This window comes from Nocardia sp. NPDC088792 (assembly GCF_044750615.1).
Classification (GTDB): Bacteria; Actinomycetota; Actinomycetes; order Mycobacteriales; family Mycobacteriaceae; genus Nocardia.
This window is the reverse complement of sequence record NZ_JBIVKC010000004.1, coordinates 528,811-543,919: the sequence shown is the minus strand read 5'-3', so window position 1 is coordinate 543,919 and position 15,109 is coordinate 528,811. Positions and strand designations below refer to the sequence as shown.

The 15,109-nt window shown below is 67.9% G+C and carries 17 protein-coding genes; 10 read left to right on the top strand and 7 right to left on the bottom strand.

The features are described 5' to 3' along the window. Window positions 1–4: 4 nt before the first annotated feature. A complete protein-coding gene (locus ACIP5Y_RS29150) occupies window positions 5–619 on the bottom strand; it encodes a hypothetical protein (protein WP_400354828.1) in 615 nt (204 codons plus the stop codon). A gap of 351 nt (window positions 620–970) precedes the next feature. Here ACIP5Y_RS29150 and acpM point away from each other — a divergent pair, with 351 nt between their 5' ends. After that, on the top strand, window positions 971–1,276 hold the full coding sequence (gene acpM / locus ACIP5Y_RS29145) for a meromycolate extension acyl carrier protein AcpM (protein ID WP_400354826.1): 306 nt from the start codon (window positions 971–973) through the stop codon (window positions 1,274–1,276). Next, the gene (locus tag ACIP5Y_RS29140; protein ID WP_400354825.1) at window positions 1,273–2,535 is read left to right on the top strand and encodes a KasA/KasB family beta-ketoacyl-ACP synthase; all 1,263 of its coding nucleotides are present in this window, start codon (window positions 1,273–1,275) and stop codon (window positions 2,533–2,535) included. Before acpM ends, ACIP5Y_RS29140 begins: the two co-directional genes overlap by 4 nt. 15 nt (window positions 2,536–2,550) lie before the next feature. On the opposite strand, the gene ACIP5Y_RS29135 is transcribed toward ACIP5Y_RS29140, so the two are convergent. Together ACIP5Y_RS29135 and ACIP5Y_RS29130 are read right to left on the bottom strand one after the other, a co-directional pair. After that, complete coding sequence (locus ACIP5Y_RS29135) at window positions 2,551–3,009, bottom strand: MaoC family dehydratase (protein ID WP_400354823.1); 459 nt, start codon at window positions 3,007–3,009, stop codon at window positions 2,551–2,553. A gap of 64 nt (window positions 3,010–3,073) precedes the next feature. Continuing rightward, window positions 3,074–3,616 (bottom strand): TetR/AcrR family transcriptional regulator, encoded by a 543-nt coding sequence (locus ACIP5Y_RS29130; protein ID WP_400354821.1) that lies wholly within the window; start codon window positions 3,614–3,616, stop codon window positions 3,074–3,076. A gap of 93 nt (window positions 3,617–3,709) precedes the next feature. Here ACIP5Y_RS29130 and ACIP5Y_RS29125 point away from each other — a divergent pair, with 93 nt between their 5' ends. The 4 genes from ACIP5Y_RS29125 (at window position 3,710) to ACIP5Y_RS29110 (ending at window position 6,727) form a co-directional block, all read left to right on the top strand. Then, window positions 3,710–4,672, top strand: coding sequence for a zinc-binding dehydrogenase (locus ACIP5Y_RS29125; RefSeq protein WP_400354820.1), 963 nt, complete (start codon window positions 3,710–3,712; stop codon window positions 4,670–4,672). 21 nt (window positions 4,673–4,693) lie between these two features. Continuing rightward, window positions 4,694–5,314 carry a pentapeptide repeat-containing protein gene (locus tag ACIP5Y_RS29120; protein WP_400354818.1) on the top strand — a complete coding sequence of 207 codons (621 nt, stop codon included), beginning with the start codon at window positions 4,694–4,696 and terminating at the stop codon, window positions 5,312–5,314. Window positions 5,315–5,396: 82 nt separating this feature from the next. Continuing rightward, complete coding sequence (locus ACIP5Y_RS29115; protein ID WP_400354816.1) at window positions 5,397–5,846, top strand: hypothetical protein; 450 nt, start codon at window positions 5,397–5,399, stop codon at window positions 5,844–5,846. Window positions 5,847–5,854: 8 nt separating this feature from the next. After that, window positions 5,855–6,727, top strand: a complete 873-nt coding sequence (locus tag ACIP5Y_RS29110) for a class I SAM-dependent methyltransferase (RefSeq protein ID WP_400354814.1) — start codon at window positions 5,855–5,857, stop codon at window positions 6,725–6,727. A gap of 3 nt (window positions 6,728–6,730) precedes the next feature. Here ACIP5Y_RS29110 and ACIP5Y_RS29105 read toward each other — a convergent pair whose 3' ends face one another. Further along, a complete protein-coding gene (locus tag ACIP5Y_RS29105; protein WP_400354812.1) occupies window positions 6,731–7,699 on the bottom strand; it encodes a heme A synthase in 969 nt (322 codons plus the stop codon). A gap of 194 nt (window positions 7,700–7,893) precedes the next feature. On the opposite strand from ACIP5Y_RS29105, the gene ACIP5Y_RS29100 reads away from it, so the two are divergent. Continuing rightward, window positions 7,894–9,120: an FAD-dependent monooxygenase gene (locus tag ACIP5Y_RS29100; protein ID WP_400354810.1), complete on the top strand. Its 1,227-nt coding sequence runs from the start codon at window positions 7,894–7,896 to the stop codon at window positions 9,118–9,120. On the opposite strand, the gene ACIP5Y_RS29095 is transcribed toward ACIP5Y_RS29100, so the two are convergent. From ACIP5Y_RS29095 to mptB, 3 genes are read right to left on the bottom strand one after another with little or no spacing between them, the layout of a single operon-like run. Then, the gene (locus tag ACIP5Y_RS29095; RefSeq protein WP_400354808.1) at window positions 9,117–9,899 is read right to left on the bottom strand and encodes an ABC transporter permease; all 783 of its coding nucleotides are present in this window, start codon (window positions 9,897–9,899) and stop codon (window positions 9,117–9,119) included. The genes ACIP5Y_RS29100 and ACIP5Y_RS29095 overlap by 4 nt on opposite strands. Beyond that, a complete protein-coding gene (locus ACIP5Y_RS29090) occupies window positions 9,896–10,828 on the bottom strand; it encodes an ABC transporter ATP-binding protein (RefSeq protein ID WP_400354807.1) in 933 nt (310 codons plus the stop codon). Before ACIP5Y_RS29090 ends, ACIP5Y_RS29095 begins: the two co-directional genes overlap by 4 nt. Beyond that, complete coding sequence (gene mptB, locus ACIP5Y_RS29085) at window positions 10,825–12,498, bottom strand: polyprenol phosphomannose-dependent alpha 1,6 mannosyltransferase MptB (protein WP_400355846.1); 1,674 nt, start codon at window positions 12,496–12,498, stop codon at window positions 10,825–10,827. Before mptB ends, ACIP5Y_RS29090 begins: the two co-directional genes overlap by 4 nt. A 133-nt stretch (window positions 12,499–12,631) precedes the next feature. On the opposite strand from mptB, the gene ACIP5Y_RS29080 reads away from it, so the two are divergent. The 3 genes from ACIP5Y_RS29080 to ACIP5Y_RS29070 all read left to right on the top strand — a co-directional run bounded on the left by ACIP5Y_RS29080 (window position 12,632) and on the right by ACIP5Y_RS29070 (window position 15,105). Continuing rightward, window positions 12,632–13,351, top strand: a complete 720-nt coding sequence (locus ACIP5Y_RS29080; protein ID WP_400354805.1) for a DNA polymerase beta superfamily protein — start codon at window positions 12,632–12,634, stop codon at window positions 13,349–13,351. Window positions 13,352–13,450: 99 nt separating this feature from the next. Beyond that, a complete protein-coding gene (locus ACIP5Y_RS29075) occupies window positions 13,451–14,044 on the top strand; it encodes a TetR/AcrR family transcriptional regulator (protein WP_400354803.1) in 594 nt (197 codons plus the stop codon). 41 nt (window positions 14,045–14,085) lie between these two features. Further along, window positions 14,086–15,105, top strand: a complete 1,020-nt coding sequence (locus ACIP5Y_RS29070; RefSeq protein WP_400354801.1) for a zinc-binding dehydrogenase — start codon at window positions 14,086–14,088, stop codon at window positions 15,103–15,105. Window positions 15,106–15,109: the final 4 nt, after the last annotated feature.

Genomic DNA, 15,109 nt, shown 5'->3' with positions numbered 1-15,109 from the left:
ACCGCTAGCCGCGCGGCGGCATCAGGGCCATCGGGCCCGGCTCGAACACCGTCACCAGCACGACGATATCGCCGTAGGGCGTCGAGCCGTTGGACATGCGGTGGGCCGCACGGGCGAATGACAGCCGCCACCGGTACTTGGTCTCGATCTCGGTGTGCACGTGGGGTAGTAGCGTGCCCGCCGTCACCAGCTGGGCCCGGCCCGCCTTCTGATGGGAGCCGACCGACGGATTGCCGCGCCAATCGCCGGGCTGCACCAGCACCCGGCCGTCCTGCGCCAGCTCCTCCGCCTCCACCGAATACGAGGAGGTGCGGAAGGCGAGTTGGGTATCACCGACCGGAATCACCAACCGCGGCACCGTTTTCAACTGCTGCGGACCGGTGACCCGGGTCACCAGAACGGTTTTCGCTTCCCGCCAGATGGCGGCCGCGGCGCTCGAGCTGCTCGGTATATGCCCCTGATTCGGACCCTGCCCCTGCGCCGGGCCCTGCCCTCGACTGTGCACCAGGTTCGGTCCATGTCCCGGTACCGGTCCCTGCCACGCCTGCGGCGGCGGTCCCTGTACCGGCTGCGCGATCCGCAGGCGGGCGGTGGGAATGTCCATCATGCTGTCTGTCATTTTTCGATCCCTTTCCGGTGACAAGCGCGAACCCCGGTGGCACTCCATGGGTCTCGGCGCACCCGCACCCGACAGCCCTACCCCGACACTCCTCGAACAACCTCGGTCGATCACCCTCGATACTCCAGACATTCCTGCCATCTGGCAACGATGCTGGTCACAGCCGTAAGGGAAGTCACGATCGGATATCTCGTGCTACAAGACCATTGGAGGTTTCCCACAAGATCGGGGTCAAAGGTTGTCGGCCGCTGCCACTTACCCGGCGGTATCCCCATGGCTACGTTTGACGGCGGCAGGGCTTGTGAAAATGCCTGCACCGCAGACCATTTCGGTCGGAACAAGGGGAGCTTTGTGACAACTTCACAGGAAGCGATCGTCGCCGGAATCGCCGAGATCGTCGAGGAGGTGACCGGTATCGACGCCGCCGACGTGACGATCGAGAAGGCCTTCGTCGAAGACCTGGACATCGACTCGCTGTCACTGGTGGAGATCGCCGTGCAACTCGAGGACAAGTACAGCGTCAAGATCCCCGACGAAGACCTCACCGGCCTGCGCACCGTCGGCGACGCGGTCGCCTACGTCCAGAAGATGGAAGCCGAAAACCCCGAGCTCGCCGAGGAACTCAAGGCGAAGAACCAGGAAGGCCACCTCGAGTGACCCCGGCCGCCAGCAATCCCTTCAGCGCCGACGGGACCTTCCCCGATGTCGTGGTCACCGCCCTCGCGGCGACCACCTCGCTCGCGGGCGACATCGAGGCGACCTGGCAGGGCCTGCTCGCCGGAGAGAGCGGAATCGATGTTCTCGGTGACAACTTCGTCGAGAAGTATCAGCTGCCCGTCCGCATCGGCGGGCACCTGAAGGTATCGCCGGACAGTCTGCTCACCCGGGTCGAGATCCGCCGCATGGCCTACATCGAACGCCTCGCCCTCGTGCTCGGCCGGCAGGTGTGGCAGCAAGCGGGCGCTCCGGAGATCGATCCCGTGCGTCTCGGCGTGGCCATCGGCACCGGCGTCGGCGGTGTCGACGCCCTCGTCGACGCGGACGAGAAGCTGAAGGCGGCCGGCTACCGCAAGATCTCACCGCTCGCCGTGCAGATGATCATGCCGAACGGTCCCGCCGCCGTCGTCGGACTGGAACTCGGCGCGAAAGCCGGTGTCCTGACCCCGGTTTCGGCCTGCTCCTCCGGCGCCGAAGCCATTGCCGCAGCCTGGCGCATGATCGTCATGGGCGATGCCGACATGGTCGTCGCCGGCGGCGTCGAAGGCTACATCGACGCGGTCCCCATCGCGGCCTTCTCCATGATGCGCGCCATGTCCACCCGCAATGACGATCCGAAGGCCGCCTCCCGCCCCTTCGACAAGGACCGCGACGGTTTCGTCTTCGGCGAAGCGGGCGCCCTCCTGACCCTCGAATCCGAGGCCCACGCCAAGGCCCGCGGCGCCACCATCATCGCCCGCATCCTGGGCGCGGGCGTCACCTCCGACGGCTACCATCTGGTCGCCTCGGACCCGGAAGGCAGCGGCGCGGCCCGCGCCATCCAGCGCGCCCTGCACACCGCCGGGCTCAGCACCGCCGACATCACCCACGTCAACGCCCACGCCACCGCCACCCCGATCGGCGATCTCTCCGAAGCGAACGCGATCCACAGAGCCGGTATCGCCCACGCCTCGGTCTACGCGCCCAAATCCGCGCTGGGCCACTCGATCGGCGCGGTCGGCGCCCTCGAATCCGTCCTGACCATCCTCGCCATCCGCGACGGAATCGTCCCGCCCACCCTCAACTTGGACAACCAGGACCCGGAAATCGACCTCGACGTGGTCCACGGCGTCGCCCGCCGCCAGGCGATCGACTACGCGATCAACAACTGCTTCGCCTTCGGCGGCCACAATGTGGCCCTCGCCTTCGGCCGCTACTGATCGCCGAATCCGCGCTCAGGACCAGAGGACTCGGCTCACGGTCTCGGCGACGCAGGCCGGTTTGGGGGCGCCCTCGATCTCGACGGTCTGCGTGACCGTCAATTCCACCCAGCCCTCGGGCAATTCGCGAATCGAGTCGAGGCGGCCCGTTGCCCGCAAGCGGGATCCGACGGGGACGGGCGACGGGAAGCGGACCTTGTTGAGGCCGTAGTTGACCGCCATCTTGGCGCCCTCGAGCTGGAACTGATCCCAGGAGAAATGTGCCAGCAGGGACAAGGTCAGGTAGCCGTGGGCGATGGTGCTGCCGAAGGGGCCCTGCGCGGCGCGGTCGGGATCGACGTGGATCCACTGACGATCCTCGGTGGCCTCGGCGAAGGTGTCGATGCGACCCTGTTCGATGGTGATCCAGTCGCTGACGCCGAGGACTTCGCCGACGTGCTTGCTCAGCTCGTCGAGGCTGCTGAAGGTATTCATGATGCCTCACTTCATTTCGGTTGCAGGACGACATTATTCGCCGCGGTCGGACGGCACCACCGAATCACGGTGCGAGACCGGCCAGCAGGACGGTGTGGGTAAGGCGGCGTTGCTCGAGCGTGTCCGCGGAGTCGGCCATGCGCATGAACGCGGCGATATCGTCGACCGTCACCTCATCGCGTAGCAGGCCCGCCCGCTGTGCCCGGTGGACGACCGGGGCGATGAGGTCGACGGTGGCGCGGCGGCCCTGTTCGGCGGCGGCGGTTCCGGTGCGGCAGAGGATGTCGAACAGACGCAGGTCGGCGGGGTCGAGCACGCACCCCTCGGTGAAGACGGTGGTGAAGGCCTGCCGGTCGTCGCTCATGGCGGCAGCGCGGTCGGCGACTTCGCGTGCGCCCTCGGTCAATTCGCCGAGCAGCTGCTCGACGATCGCTTCCTTGGTGGGGAAGTGCCGATAGAAGGTGGTCGCGCCGACGCCCGCGCGCCGGGCTATGGCCTCGATGCCGACGTCGGCGCCCTGCTCGGTGAAGGCGACGCGGGCGGCGTCGAGCAGCTTGCGGCGATTGCGCAGCTGATCCTTGCGCGGTGCGCGGGTTGTCTCGGTCATCACACCTCCGGGAGGAAACGGTAGTAATACTACCGTTTTGTGCGGTACGGTGAAACGGTAGTAGCACTACCGTTTTATGGAGGATGATCACCTATGCGCGCACTTGTTCCCGCTCGACGCCCCGGCGACCTCACCGAGATCGAGGAGATCGACGCCCCGGCGCCCGGCGACCACGAGGCCCTCATCCGGGTCACCGAGTTCTCGTTGAACCGGGCTGATCTGCTGTATTTGCGCAGTGGCACAGCCGGATTCCGGCCGGGCGTCGATGCCGCCGGTGTCGTGGCCGCCGCGGCCGCCGACGGCAGCGGACCCGAACCCGGCACGCGCGTGGCCTTCCATCTGCCGTCCGGCGGCGCGGCGGCGGAATTCGTCGCGGTGCCCGCGGATCGGCTCGCACGCATCCCCGACGCGGTGCCCGCCGCCACGGCGGCGGCGATACCGCTCTCGGGTCTGGTTGCCGCGCAACTACTGCAGGCGGCCGGACCGCTCGCGGGGACAACGGTGCTGGGAACCGGAATGGGCGGCGGCGTCGGGCAGTTCGTGACCCAGCTCGCCGTAGCCGCCGGTGCGCGGGTGATCGCGGTCGTCGAACCCGGCCAACCTGCCGAGCACCTCGCCGCGACCGGCGCCGAGGTGATCCGCGACCTCGCCGAGCTGCCGGACGGGTCCGTCGACCTGGTGCTGGAGTCGGTCGGCGGTCCGCTGGGCTCGGCCGCGGTACACAAGTTGCGGACCGCCGGACTGCTGCTGTGGTTCGGGCAGGCCGGCGGAGAGCCACTGCACCCGGACTTCTTCGAGGTACTCGGCGCGGGACAGGCACTGACGCTGCGGCAGTTCGTCTTCGGCGACAATCCGCGCGCCGGCCGGGATCTGGAGGAGCTGTTCGCCTTGGTCGCCGACGGCCGGCTGCGGGTGGAGATCGGGCACCGGCACGATTGGAGTCACACTCCGCGCTTGCTGGAGGAGATGGCGCACGGCCGGCTGCGCGGGAAGGCCGTCCTCGCGGTCGCTTCGGACCGGGAATTGTCGGAGGGTTGCTCTACGGTGACCGCATGACATCGGATGCCGGGATGTGCCGTGGCTGATCGAAGAGATGGCGAGCAGGCGCCACCGACCGAGAGCACCATTCGGGGCGGGGACTGGTACCAGCGAGAGCTCGTCGACGAGAAGTACACCCGCGTCGAGTTCCTGGATGTCGACCTGAGTGAAAGCGTCACGCGGAATGCGGTTTTCACCGAATGCGCCTTCCGGAACGTGAGCTTCAACCAGTCCTCGCACACCAATACCGCCTTCCTGAACTGCACGTTCACCGCCTGCCAGTTCTTCGAGGCGGAGTTCACCGCGTGCAAGCTCACCGGCAGCATGTTCGACCGCTGCACGTATTCGCTGCTGAAAGCCACGGGCGGCGACTGGTCGTTCACCGGCTTCCCGGGCGCCGACCTGCGCGGCACCTCCTTCAGCGACCTGCGCATGCGCGAGGTCGACTTCACCTTCACACGCTGCGCCAAAGCCAGCTTCCGGGACGTCGACCTATCCGGAGCCTGGCTCAGCAAGGCCGATTTCAGCGACGCCGACCTGCGTGGCAGCGATATCTCCTCGCTCGATCCGCTGGTCACCATCATCAGCCGCGCGATCGTCGACCAGCACCAGGCCATCGTTCTCGCGACCAGCCTGGGCGTGCGGGTCCTGCCCGCCTGAATCGGGCATTCCCTCGACGAGCCCTTGCTACTACAGTTAGTAGTAGCAGAGGCTTGCCGGTTCATCACCCGAGGGGGCGGTCATGACCAGGTCCGGGACACTCGTTCCAACGACAGTCGAGGCGCGCGCAGCGCAATTGCGATGGTTCGCAGCGCTTTTCGCGATTGCGGTGCTGACCCACGGCGCCGATCATCTGCGCCGCGGCATGAACACCGTCTCGTCGACGATCATGGCACTGGGCACCACACAGCTCATCCTCGCCGCTGTCACCGTGGTCGCGGTATTCCTCGGCCTGCGCTGGGCGGCGTGGGCGGCAGTGGCGATCGGCTTCGTGAGCGCCCTCGCGTTCGCCGTCGTCCATCTGCTGCCGGATTGGCTGGGCCCGTTCAGCGACAGCTTCATCAATGCGCCCGCCGCGGCGAAAGTGACCGGCTTCTCGTGGTTTTCGGCCGTATTCGAGATTCTCGCCGACGCTGCCTTCGGCATCGTTGGTCTGCGCGCACTGGGCACGTGGAGATCACCGCGCCCATAATGGGCGTCATGGCCGAACGCGAGGCAAGTCGGACAGCGGTGCTGGTGTGCCAGGCCCGCGCCGTGGCGGATGGACGGATGGCAGTGGGGCGGTTCTCCGATCCCATTGCGCTGCAACTACTCGAGCCGGATGAACAACGACTGGTCGACGAGGTGCGCGCCGGAGCGCGGCCGAAATCGTTCGGCCCGCGCATGGAATACGAAATGTTGTCCACCACGGCGGAAGTGCTCGCCGCGCGCACGGTGGCCATCGACGACGCGGTGCGCGAGCGCGGCAATCCGCAACTGGTGATTCTCGGTGCGGGCCTGGACGCGCGGGCGTGGCGCATGCCGGAACTCGCCGAGGTCGCCGTGTTCGAGGTGGATCATCCTGCCTCGCAAGCGGTCAAGCACGCGCGGATGGGGGAGCGCGCCGCCCTCGCCACAGTGCGATTCGTGCCGGTGGACTTCGGGAAGGACGTGCTCAGCGCCGCGCTCGCTGAGGCCGGCCACGACGAGACCCGGGCGACCACCTGGATCTGGGAAGGCGTGGTGCCCTACCTGACTTCCGATGAGGTCGCCGCGACGATCGCCGAGATCGCGCGGCGCAGTGCGCCGGGGAGCCGGTTGATCATCACCTACCCGACCCCGAACCTGGTGTACCACTACGGCCGCAAGGCCGTGGACGTCCTGCTCTCGGTGAGCGGCCGCACCAGCCCCATGGCACGGGAACCGCAGCGCTCCAGCTGGACTCCCGAACGACTGGCCGCGGTGCTGCGCGCGCACGGCTTCACCGCGACCAGTGACCGGAACCTGCTCACGGTCGCGACCGAGGCCGGGGTGGACGGCAATCGCGCCGCCTTCCTCGGCAGTGGACGGATCGTCGTCGCCGACCGCTCCTGAGGCTCAGGCCGGGATCGGTTCGGAAACGTTGGCGGGCACCGGTTCCCGCGTGCGCATGGCCGCCCACAGGGCGGCGGTGGCGGCGGTGCAGGCGGCCGCGCCGCCCACGTGCACGGCCACCAGCGCGGCCGGGACATGGGTGAAGTACTGCACGATGCCGACCAGGCCCTGGGCCAGGACCAGTGCGATGACGAGGACGAGGCGCTTGCGAATGGTGCCGCTCATGCCGACGGCGGCCAGCCCGCAGGCCAGGCCGACGAGCAGTGCGACGTAGGCGACGACCATTTCGGCATGCGCGTGCACCAGCGTGGTGATCGCGACCTGCAGGCGTTCGACGGGCTTCTCGGCGCTCTTGTCGCCGGCGTGCGGTCCGGCGCCCGTGACCATGGTGCCCGCGACGAGCGTCGCGGTGAGCGCGACACCGCTGAGTGCGGTCAGCAGCCGCAGCGGCGCGGGCGCGCGCACGGTGTCGATGCCGTCGTCCGGTTCGCCGATCTTGGCCCACAACAGGACCGACAGCCACACCATGAGCATGGACGCCAGCAGGTGCACCGACACGGTCCACCACAGCAGTCCGGTGCGTACGGTGATCCCGCCGATCACGGCCTGCAGCACGGTGCCGCCGGGCATGAGCCACGCGTAGACCAGCACTTCGCGTCGCCGCCGTGCCCGCGTGACCGCCAGCACGATCGCGGCCGCGGCCGCGACGACCACGAAAGTCAGCATGCGATTGCTGAATTCGACGGCCTGATGGATGACGGGCACCTCGGCCACGGTGGTCGGCGTGAAGCTGCCGGGGAAGCACTGCGGCCAGGTGGGGCAACCCAGTCCCGAGGAGGTGACGCGCACGATGGCGCCGGTCACCGAAATACCCGCCTGGGAGAGGACCACCAGGAAGGCGATGATGCGCTGCACCCGCAGCGAAGGCATCGGGAACAGGTCGGCAAGTCGCTGGAAGGCGCGATTCAGCACCCGTAGATGGTAACGGGAGCGTGAATCGCGCTGTCACCCGGCCTACTACGTCGTGTCGTTATTCATTCTCCTGCCGTGTTGATTCGCGGCATGAGCCACGGTGTTCAAAGAACTAGTTGCCAAGAAACTAGTTTCATGAATACTATGAGTGCACGGTCAAGAACTCGACCGGACCTCCTCGAAAGGCGAAGACCATGAACGGCATTCGGACGGCACTCGTAATCGGCGGCGGCATCGCGGGACCCGTCACCGCACTGGCCCTGCAGCAGGCGGGCATCCAGGCGACGGTGTTCGAGGCCTACGACAGCACCGCGACGCAGGCGGGCGCCATGCTCACGGTCGCCCCGAACGGCCTTGCGGCGCTGGAGATCATCGGCGCGGACAAGCTCGTAGAAGCCGTCGGGCACCCGCTGCACAGCATGGTCATGGAGACCGGCAGCGGTAAGAAGCTGATGCAGGTGGACACCCTGCCCGGCCTGCCCCCGAGCTGCACCCTGCTGCGCGCGGACCTGTTCCGGGTGCTGCACGACCACGCGGTGGCCAACGGCATCACCATCGAGCACGGCAAGCGCCTGATCGACTTCGAACAGTCCCGGACCGGTGTCCACGTCCGCTTCGCCGACGGCACCACCGCCACCGCCGACATCCTCATCGGCGCCGACGGCATCCACTCCACCGTGCGCAAGCTCATCGACCCGCAGGCCCCCGAGCCCGAATACACCGGCCTGATGAGCTTCGGCTTCGGCGAATTCGACAGTGACGGAAACCTTTCCGACGGCGGCAAGGGCGATATCGACGCCATGCACTTCGCCTTCGGCAAGCGCGCCTTCTACGGCTACTGGCGGCAGCCCGACGGCAGCAAGGTCTTCTTCAGCAACTTCCCGCAGGCCGAGCCCATGACCCTGGCCGAGGCCAAGGCCGTGCCCCCGCAGGAGTGGCTGGACAAGCTGCGCGCCGCCCACATCGGTGACCGGCCGGGCGAATCATTGTTCGCGCAGACCAGCATCGACAAGATGATCGTCACCGGTCCGATGGAGCGCATGCCGCATGTGCCCACCTGGCACCGCGGCCGCGTCGTACTGGTCGGCGACGCCGTGCACGCCCCCTCCTCCAGCTCCGGGCAGGGCGCCTCACTGGCCATCGAATCGGCCGTCGAACTGGCCCGTTGCCTGCGCGATATCGCCGATCCCACCCAGGCGTTCGCCACCTACGAAGGATTGCGCCGCCCGCGGGTGGAGGACATTTCCGACAATGCGGCGAAGACCAACAACGGCAAGACCTCCGGTCCGGTGGCCAAGGCCATGATGGGCCTCGTCATGCCGATCGCTACGCGCACCTTCCTGCAGGCCGAGAAGATGTTCGGCCCCGTGCACCGCTTCGTCATCGACTGGGACGAAACGGTTCGCGCACAGCAGGGTTAATCGAACCGGAAGAGCCGGGTGGCGAGCCAGCCGCCGAGCCCGCCCCAGCCCGCGAGTACCGCGAGCCCGTACCAATCGATGCTGTTGTGCATGGCCCGATCCAGGCATTCCGACAGCGCACCCGAGGGGATGATCCGGGCAATGAGGCTCACCGCATGCGGCACATCATCGGACATGAAGACGAGGCTGGCGGTGCCGAGCATGATGAACCACAGAATGTTCGCCAGCGCCAGCACGACTTCCGCCTTCAGCGTCCCGCCCAGCAGCAGTCCCAGCGCGGCGAAAGTGGCGGTGCCCAGCGCGATCACGACCGCGCCCAGCAGCAGCCCGGTCAGCGAGGGCCGCCAGCCCAGCGCGACGCCGATGGCGCCCAGCAGCACCGACTGCAACACCACCACGATGAGTACGGCGGCGCACTTGCCCGCCACGATGCCCCAGCGCGGAAGCGGTGTCGCGCCAAGGCGTTTCAATGCCCCGTACCGGCGATCGAACCCCACCGCAATGGCCTGCCCGGTGAACGCGGTGGACATGATGGCCACCATCATGACCGCCGGCACCACCCGGTTCACCCGATGCTCGCCCAGCCCGCTGACGGGCAGCAAGGTCAACCCGATCAGCAGCGTGATCGGAATGAACATGGTGAGCAGCAGCTGTTCCCCGTTGCGCAGCAACAGGATCAGCTCCATGCGGGTCTGCGCGGCCAGCATCTTGGCCCGGGTGGTGGGCCGCGGCGCGGGCGTGAAGGTGCCGGTGGCGAATCGGTTCAGCGTCTCGGTCACCCGCGCAGCTCCCGTCCGGTGAGTTCGAGGAACACGTCTTCCAGTCTGCGCTGGTCGATGCGGATATCGCTGGGCAGCACGTCGATTCGCACGCACCAGGAGGTCACGGTGGAGAGCACCTGCGGGGTGATATCGCCCTGTACCAGGTACTGGCCGGGCGTGTTCTCCTTCGGTGCGAAGCCTTCCGGCAGTGCGGCTTCCAGCAGCGTCAGGTCGAGATTGGGTGGCGCGGTGAAGGCCAGCCGCCCCTCGGCGCCCTGCGAGGTGACCTCGCTCGGCGTGCCGTGGGCCACCACCCGGCCGTGGTCGATGATGACCAACTGGTCGGCGAGCTGTTCGGCCTCGTCCATCATGTGCGTGGTGAGCAGCACGCTGACCCCGTCGCGGCGCAGCGCGTCGATGAGTTCCCACACCAGATGCCGTGCCTGCGCGTCCAATCCGGCGGTCGGCTCGTCGAGGAATACGATCTCGGGCCGCCCGACCAGTGCGCACGCCAGCGCGAGCCGCTGCTGCTGCCCGCCGGAGAGCCGCCGATACGGGGTCCGGCGCGCATCCTTCAAGCCCAGGGTGTCGAGCAGCCAGGCCGGATCCAGCGGATCGGCGGAGTACGAGGCGACGAGATCCAGCATTTCCCCGGCCTTCGACCCCGGGTAGGCGCCGCCGCCCTGCAGCATGACGCCGATGCGCGGGCGGAGGGCGTCGGAATCGGCGACCGGGTCCAGGCCCAGCACCCGCACGCGACCGGCGTCGGGGGCGACGAAGCCCTCGCACATCTCGGTGGTGGTGGTCTTGCCGGCGCCATTGGGACCGAGCAGTGCCAGCACCTGCGCGCGTTCGATCTCGAAGCTGATGCCGTCGACCGCGGTGATCTCGCCGTAGCGTTTCACGACGCCGTCGACGCGTACGGCGGGTGCGGATGCTGCGGTCACGAAGAGACACCGTAAGGCGTGGTCCGGTGTGACCGAGCCGACACCCCCGGCTGTTTGCGCCACGGCAGCACATTTCGGGTGAGGAACATGAACAGCAGTCCGACGATCACGGTGGCAACGGCGGATTCGACGATCTGGAAGACATAGAAATCCGCGCCACGCGGCATCACGAGCACGCTCACGACCACGGAGATGACCACGGCCGGTACCCGGAACGCGGGCCGGTTGGCCCAGGCCGCCAGCGGCACGATCGCCCACAGCAGATACCACGGCTGCACGACCGGGAACAGCAGCACCAGCGCGCCGAGCCCGACACCCATCGCGCCGACCGGATGCAGGCGGCCGGTCCAGGTGGCGATGAGCATGCGCAGAATGATCAGCGCCGCGACCACTTCGGCCAGCGGCCGGGTGATGTCGAGCAGCGCGGTGGTGTGATCGCCGAGCCCGAGCAGCACGCCACCGAATCCGGTGATGATCCCGATCGCCGTCGGCAGGGACAGATAGCTGCGCACCGCGCTGGCGGTATTGAGGGTGTTCACCCACCCGAATCCGAGTCCGCTCGCGGTACTGACGAACAAGGTCGTGGCCACCGCTATCGCCCCGAGTATGCCCGCGGCGCAGAGTATTCCGCGTAAACCGTTGCCCCAGCGCCGGGCCAGCGCCATGCCGATGAAGCCGAGCGCGATGATCGAGGTGATCTTGATGGATGAGGACAGCGTGATGACCACCGCGCCGAATATGAGCAGTGCCCAGGCTTTCCGGTCGAAGCTCGGGTAATCCTCCAGCGCGCGCAGGCAGAGCTCCACGCCCGCCAGCATGAGTCCCAGCATGAGCGCGTCATTGTGGACGCCGCCGATCAGATGGAACAGCACCAGCGGATTGGCCGCGCCCAGCCACAGCGCGCTCACGGGTGCGACCCCGCAGCGCCGCGACAGCCGCGGCAGCGCCCACACGATCAGGGCCACGCCGGCCAGTGCGAGCAGCCGATGCAGCCATACGCCGACAATGATGTTGTCGCCGGTCAGCTCAGCGATGCCGCGGCCCATCCACAGGAACAGCGGCCCGTAGGGCGCGGGCGTGTCCCGCCAGATATTGGGCACATTGTTGGTCAGCACATTGCTGAGCCCGAGGCCCTCGACCGGTCCGACCTGATACGGGTCGAGCCCGCGCGCCGCGATCTCGCTCTGCGCGAGATAGGAGTACACGTCATTGCTGAACATGGGCGGTGCGACGCTGAGCGGGATGATCCACAGCAGCAGCGTCCGGTCCATCTGCGAGCGGCTGAGCCGGTGCTGCGGATTCCCGCCCAGGCCGCCGACGGCGAAGCGGCCCAGCAGCAGCCAGGCCATGATCACGAGCACCGTGCCGATCAGGCACATGGCCAGTGTGGAAGTGTGCGCCCGCGCGAAGAATCCGAGGACCCGCAGTCCGGAGGTGGGGTTCTGGTGGACCGGTTGCGCGCCCACGCCGAGCGCGGATATGGCCATGATGACCACGCCGGTGGCGCCGAGCAGGCGGATCCGCGTCAGCTGCAGGGTTTCTCGCCGGTCGAGTCCGGGCCGGTCGGTATCTACACTGTGCAGGACGGCGACGGTGTGGTCGGCGGCCGGGACGTCCAGGCCCAGGGCCCGGCGTCCGATCTCCATTACTCCGCGCCGCGCGCCTTCCATTACCGCCACATCGCCGAAGCGTAGTCGGGCCCGGTGCCGATGACCCTCATCGCGGTGGCTATAACCGCGCGACCTCCGCCGGGCAGGCGAAAATCGCTGGGCCCACCGGGCCCCGATCCGGCACTGTGGACCGATGTCCGACTCGTCCATGACCGATCTGCTCCTCGAAGGCGTCGTGGGTTCGACCGCCTACGGTCTGAACACCCCCGCCAGCGACCTCGACTACGCCGGTATCTACGTGCAGCCGACCAGCAGTCTGCTCGGCCTGCATCCGCCGGCGCGCGAGCATGCGACCCGGCAGGGCCGCGGGGGAGCGGACGCCACCTATCACGAGCTCGGCAAGGCCATGGGGCTCATGTTGAAGTGTAATCCGACCGCCTCGGAGATCCTGTGGCTCGATACCCATACGGCCGCCACGGATTTCGGCCGTGAGCTGATCGGGCTGCGCGGGTGCTTCCTGTCGGCGCGGCTGGTGCGGGAGTCGTTCTTCGGTTACGCCACTTCGCAGTTCCACCGGCTGGTGGACCGCGGCCGCTTCCAGGGTTCGCTGGAGACCCGGCGGGAGAAGCATGCGCGGCACACCATGCGGCTGCTGTGGCAGGGCTATGAGCTCTACACCACCGGCGTGCTGCCGATCCGGGTCGTGGATCCGGACCGGTACTTCGAGTTCGGGCGGCGCATCACGGCCGATCCGGAGGCACGGGCGGCGCGGGAGCTGATCGCCGAGTACGAAACGAAATTCGAGACCGCGCGCACGGTGCTGCCCGAGCACGCGGACGAGGCGCCGCTGGAGGATTTCCTGCAGCGGGTCCGCCGTGCACATCTGGCGCCGCTGTCCGCGCCGGTTCGCTGAACGCGAAACCGCGTACGGGCCAATCGTATTGAGGCTCTCATCTGCCGTGTACGGCCGATTTACGCTGCCGCTGTCGTACCCCGCTCATACTCTGGATGAATGGTGTCCGATTCGAAACGGCGAATCGAGGTGGCCGCGGCCGGGTTGCTCGCCCGTCACGGCTATCACGGTTTCGGCCTGAAGAAGCTGAGCGAGGCGGCGGGTCTCCCGTACGGCTCGATCTATCACCACTTTCCGGGTGGGAAGGAGGAGATCGCGGTGTCCGCGATCGCGGGCACGGGGGTGCTGGTGGGGCGCATGATCCAGCAGGCGCCCGCGGATGTGTTCGGTACGGCGGCAAGCCTGTTCGATTTCATGGCGGCGAAACTCACTGCCTCCGAATGGACCGACGGCTGCCCGGTCGGCACGCCCGCCCTGGACGGCGGCAGTGATGTCGAATCGGTGCGTACCGCCTGTGTTTCGGCATTCGACGCCATGGGGCAAGGCTTCGCAGAGCTATTGGCGGACCTGGGCCTGCCGGAGGGGGAGGCGTACGAGCTTGCCACCACCGTGGTCGCGGCCTACGAGGGAGCGACCCTGCTGGCGCGGGTGCGCCGCACCGACGAGCCGCTGCACACCGTTGCGGCGGCCATGGCCCGGCTGATCCGGCTGAGTCTCGCGGAAGTAGCTGTCGCCGAGCAGAATTCATCTTAGAGGGGGTTGCCTAGAAAGAACGTTCTAGCGACTATGGAGTAATGAAGCGACTCATGCTGGACGGCCCCGGCGCGCTGCGCTGGGAAGACGCCCCCGAACCCACCCTCGACGCCCCCGCCCAGGCCCTGGTCCGCCCCGTGGCCCTGGCCACCTGCGACCTCGATCCCGCGGTCCTGCAGGGACGATTCCCGCTGGCCGGTCCATATCCCTTCGGCCACGAGGGCGTAGCCGAGGTGGTCGCCGTAGGAGAGGAAGTGCGCACCGTGCGGCCGGGCGACAAAGTCGTCGTCCCCTTCCAGATCTCCTGCGGCGCATGCGGACCCTGCCTGCGCGGCAATACCGGCAATTGCGCCGCCCACCCCCTCATGTCCAGCTTCGGCCTCGGCCCACTGGGTGGCCTGGACTGGGGTGGCCTCTGGGCGGACCTCACCCGCATCCCGCACGCCGACGCCATGCTGGTCAAGCTCCCCGACGGCATCGACCCCATCACCGTGGCCAGCGCCAGCGACAATATCCCCGACGCCTACCGGGCCGTCGCCCCGCAACTGGCGGCCTATCCCGGGGCCGAGGTACTCGTGCTGGGCGGCCCCGCCGCCCCGTCGATCGGTCTCTATGCGGCGGGTCTGGCAGTGGCGCTGGGAGCGTCCCGCGCCGTCTACCTCGACACCGACCCCGAAAGACTGAGCATCGCAGCCAAATTGGGCGCCGAACCCATCGAAGGGGCCCCTGCCGAACGCGTAGGCCGCTTCCCCATCGTGGTCGAGGCGGCAGGTGGTTCGAAGGCCCTGATCGCCGCCGTCCGCGCCACGGCGAACGACGGCTGGTGTACCAGCGTCAGTGTCCAAGCCAAGGACACCGCCCTGCCCATGCTCGAAATGTATTCGCGCTGCTGCACTTTCCACACCGGCCGCGCCCACGCCCGCCCGTCGATTCCGCATGTCCTCGACCTGGTGGCGACTGGCCGCTTCGACCCGTCCCCGGTCACCACCCGCACGGTCCCACTGGCGGATTCGATCGACGCGCTCCTGGAAGGTCCGGTCAAGCTGGTCGCGACCAACTGAGGAG

Coding starts and splice junctions, on each gene's coding strand:
- ACIP5Y_RS29150 (WP_400354828.1), bottom strand. CDS start 619: ATGACAGACAGCATGATGGACATTCCCACCGCCCGCCTGCGGATCGCG.
- ACIP5Y_RS29135 (WP_400354823.1), bottom strand. CDS start 3,009: ATGAATACCTTCAGCAGCCTCGACGAGCTGAGCAAGCACGTCGGCGAA.
- ACIP5Y_RS29130 (WP_400354821.1), bottom strand. CDS start 3,616: ATGACCGAGACAACCCGCGCACCGCGCAAGGATCAGCTGCGCAATCGC.
- ACIP5Y_RS29125 (WP_400354820.1), top strand. CDS start 3,710: ATGCGCGCACTTGTTCCCGCTCGACGCCCCGGCGACCTCACCGAGATC.
- ACIP5Y_RS29115 (WP_400354816.1), top strand. CDS start 5,397: ATGACCAGGTCCGGGACACTCGTTCCAACGACAGTCGAGGCGCGCGCA.
- ACIP5Y_RS29110 (WP_400354814.1), top strand. CDS start 5,855: ATGGCCGAACGCGAGGCAAGTCGGACAGCGGTGCTGGTGTGCCAGGCC.
- ACIP5Y_RS29100 (WP_400354810.1), top strand. CDS start 7,894: ATGAACGGCATTCGGACGGCACTCGTAATCGGCGGCGGCATCGCGGGA.
- mptB (WP_400355846.1), bottom strand. CDS start 12,498: ATGGAAGGCGCGCGGCGCGGAGTAATGGAGATCGGACGCCGGGCCCTG.
- ACIP5Y_RS29080 (WP_400354805.1), top strand. CDS start 12,632: ATGTCCGACTCGTCCATGACCGATCTGCTCCTCGAAGGCGTCGTGGGT.
- ACIP5Y_RS29075 (WP_400354803.1), top strand. CDS start 13,451: ATGGTGTCCGATTCGAAACGGCGAATCGAGGTGGCCGCGGCCGGGTTG.
- ACIP5Y_RS29070 (WP_400354801.1), top strand. CDS start 14,086: ATGAAGCGACTCATGCTGGACGGCCCCGGCGCGCTGCGCTGGGAAGAC.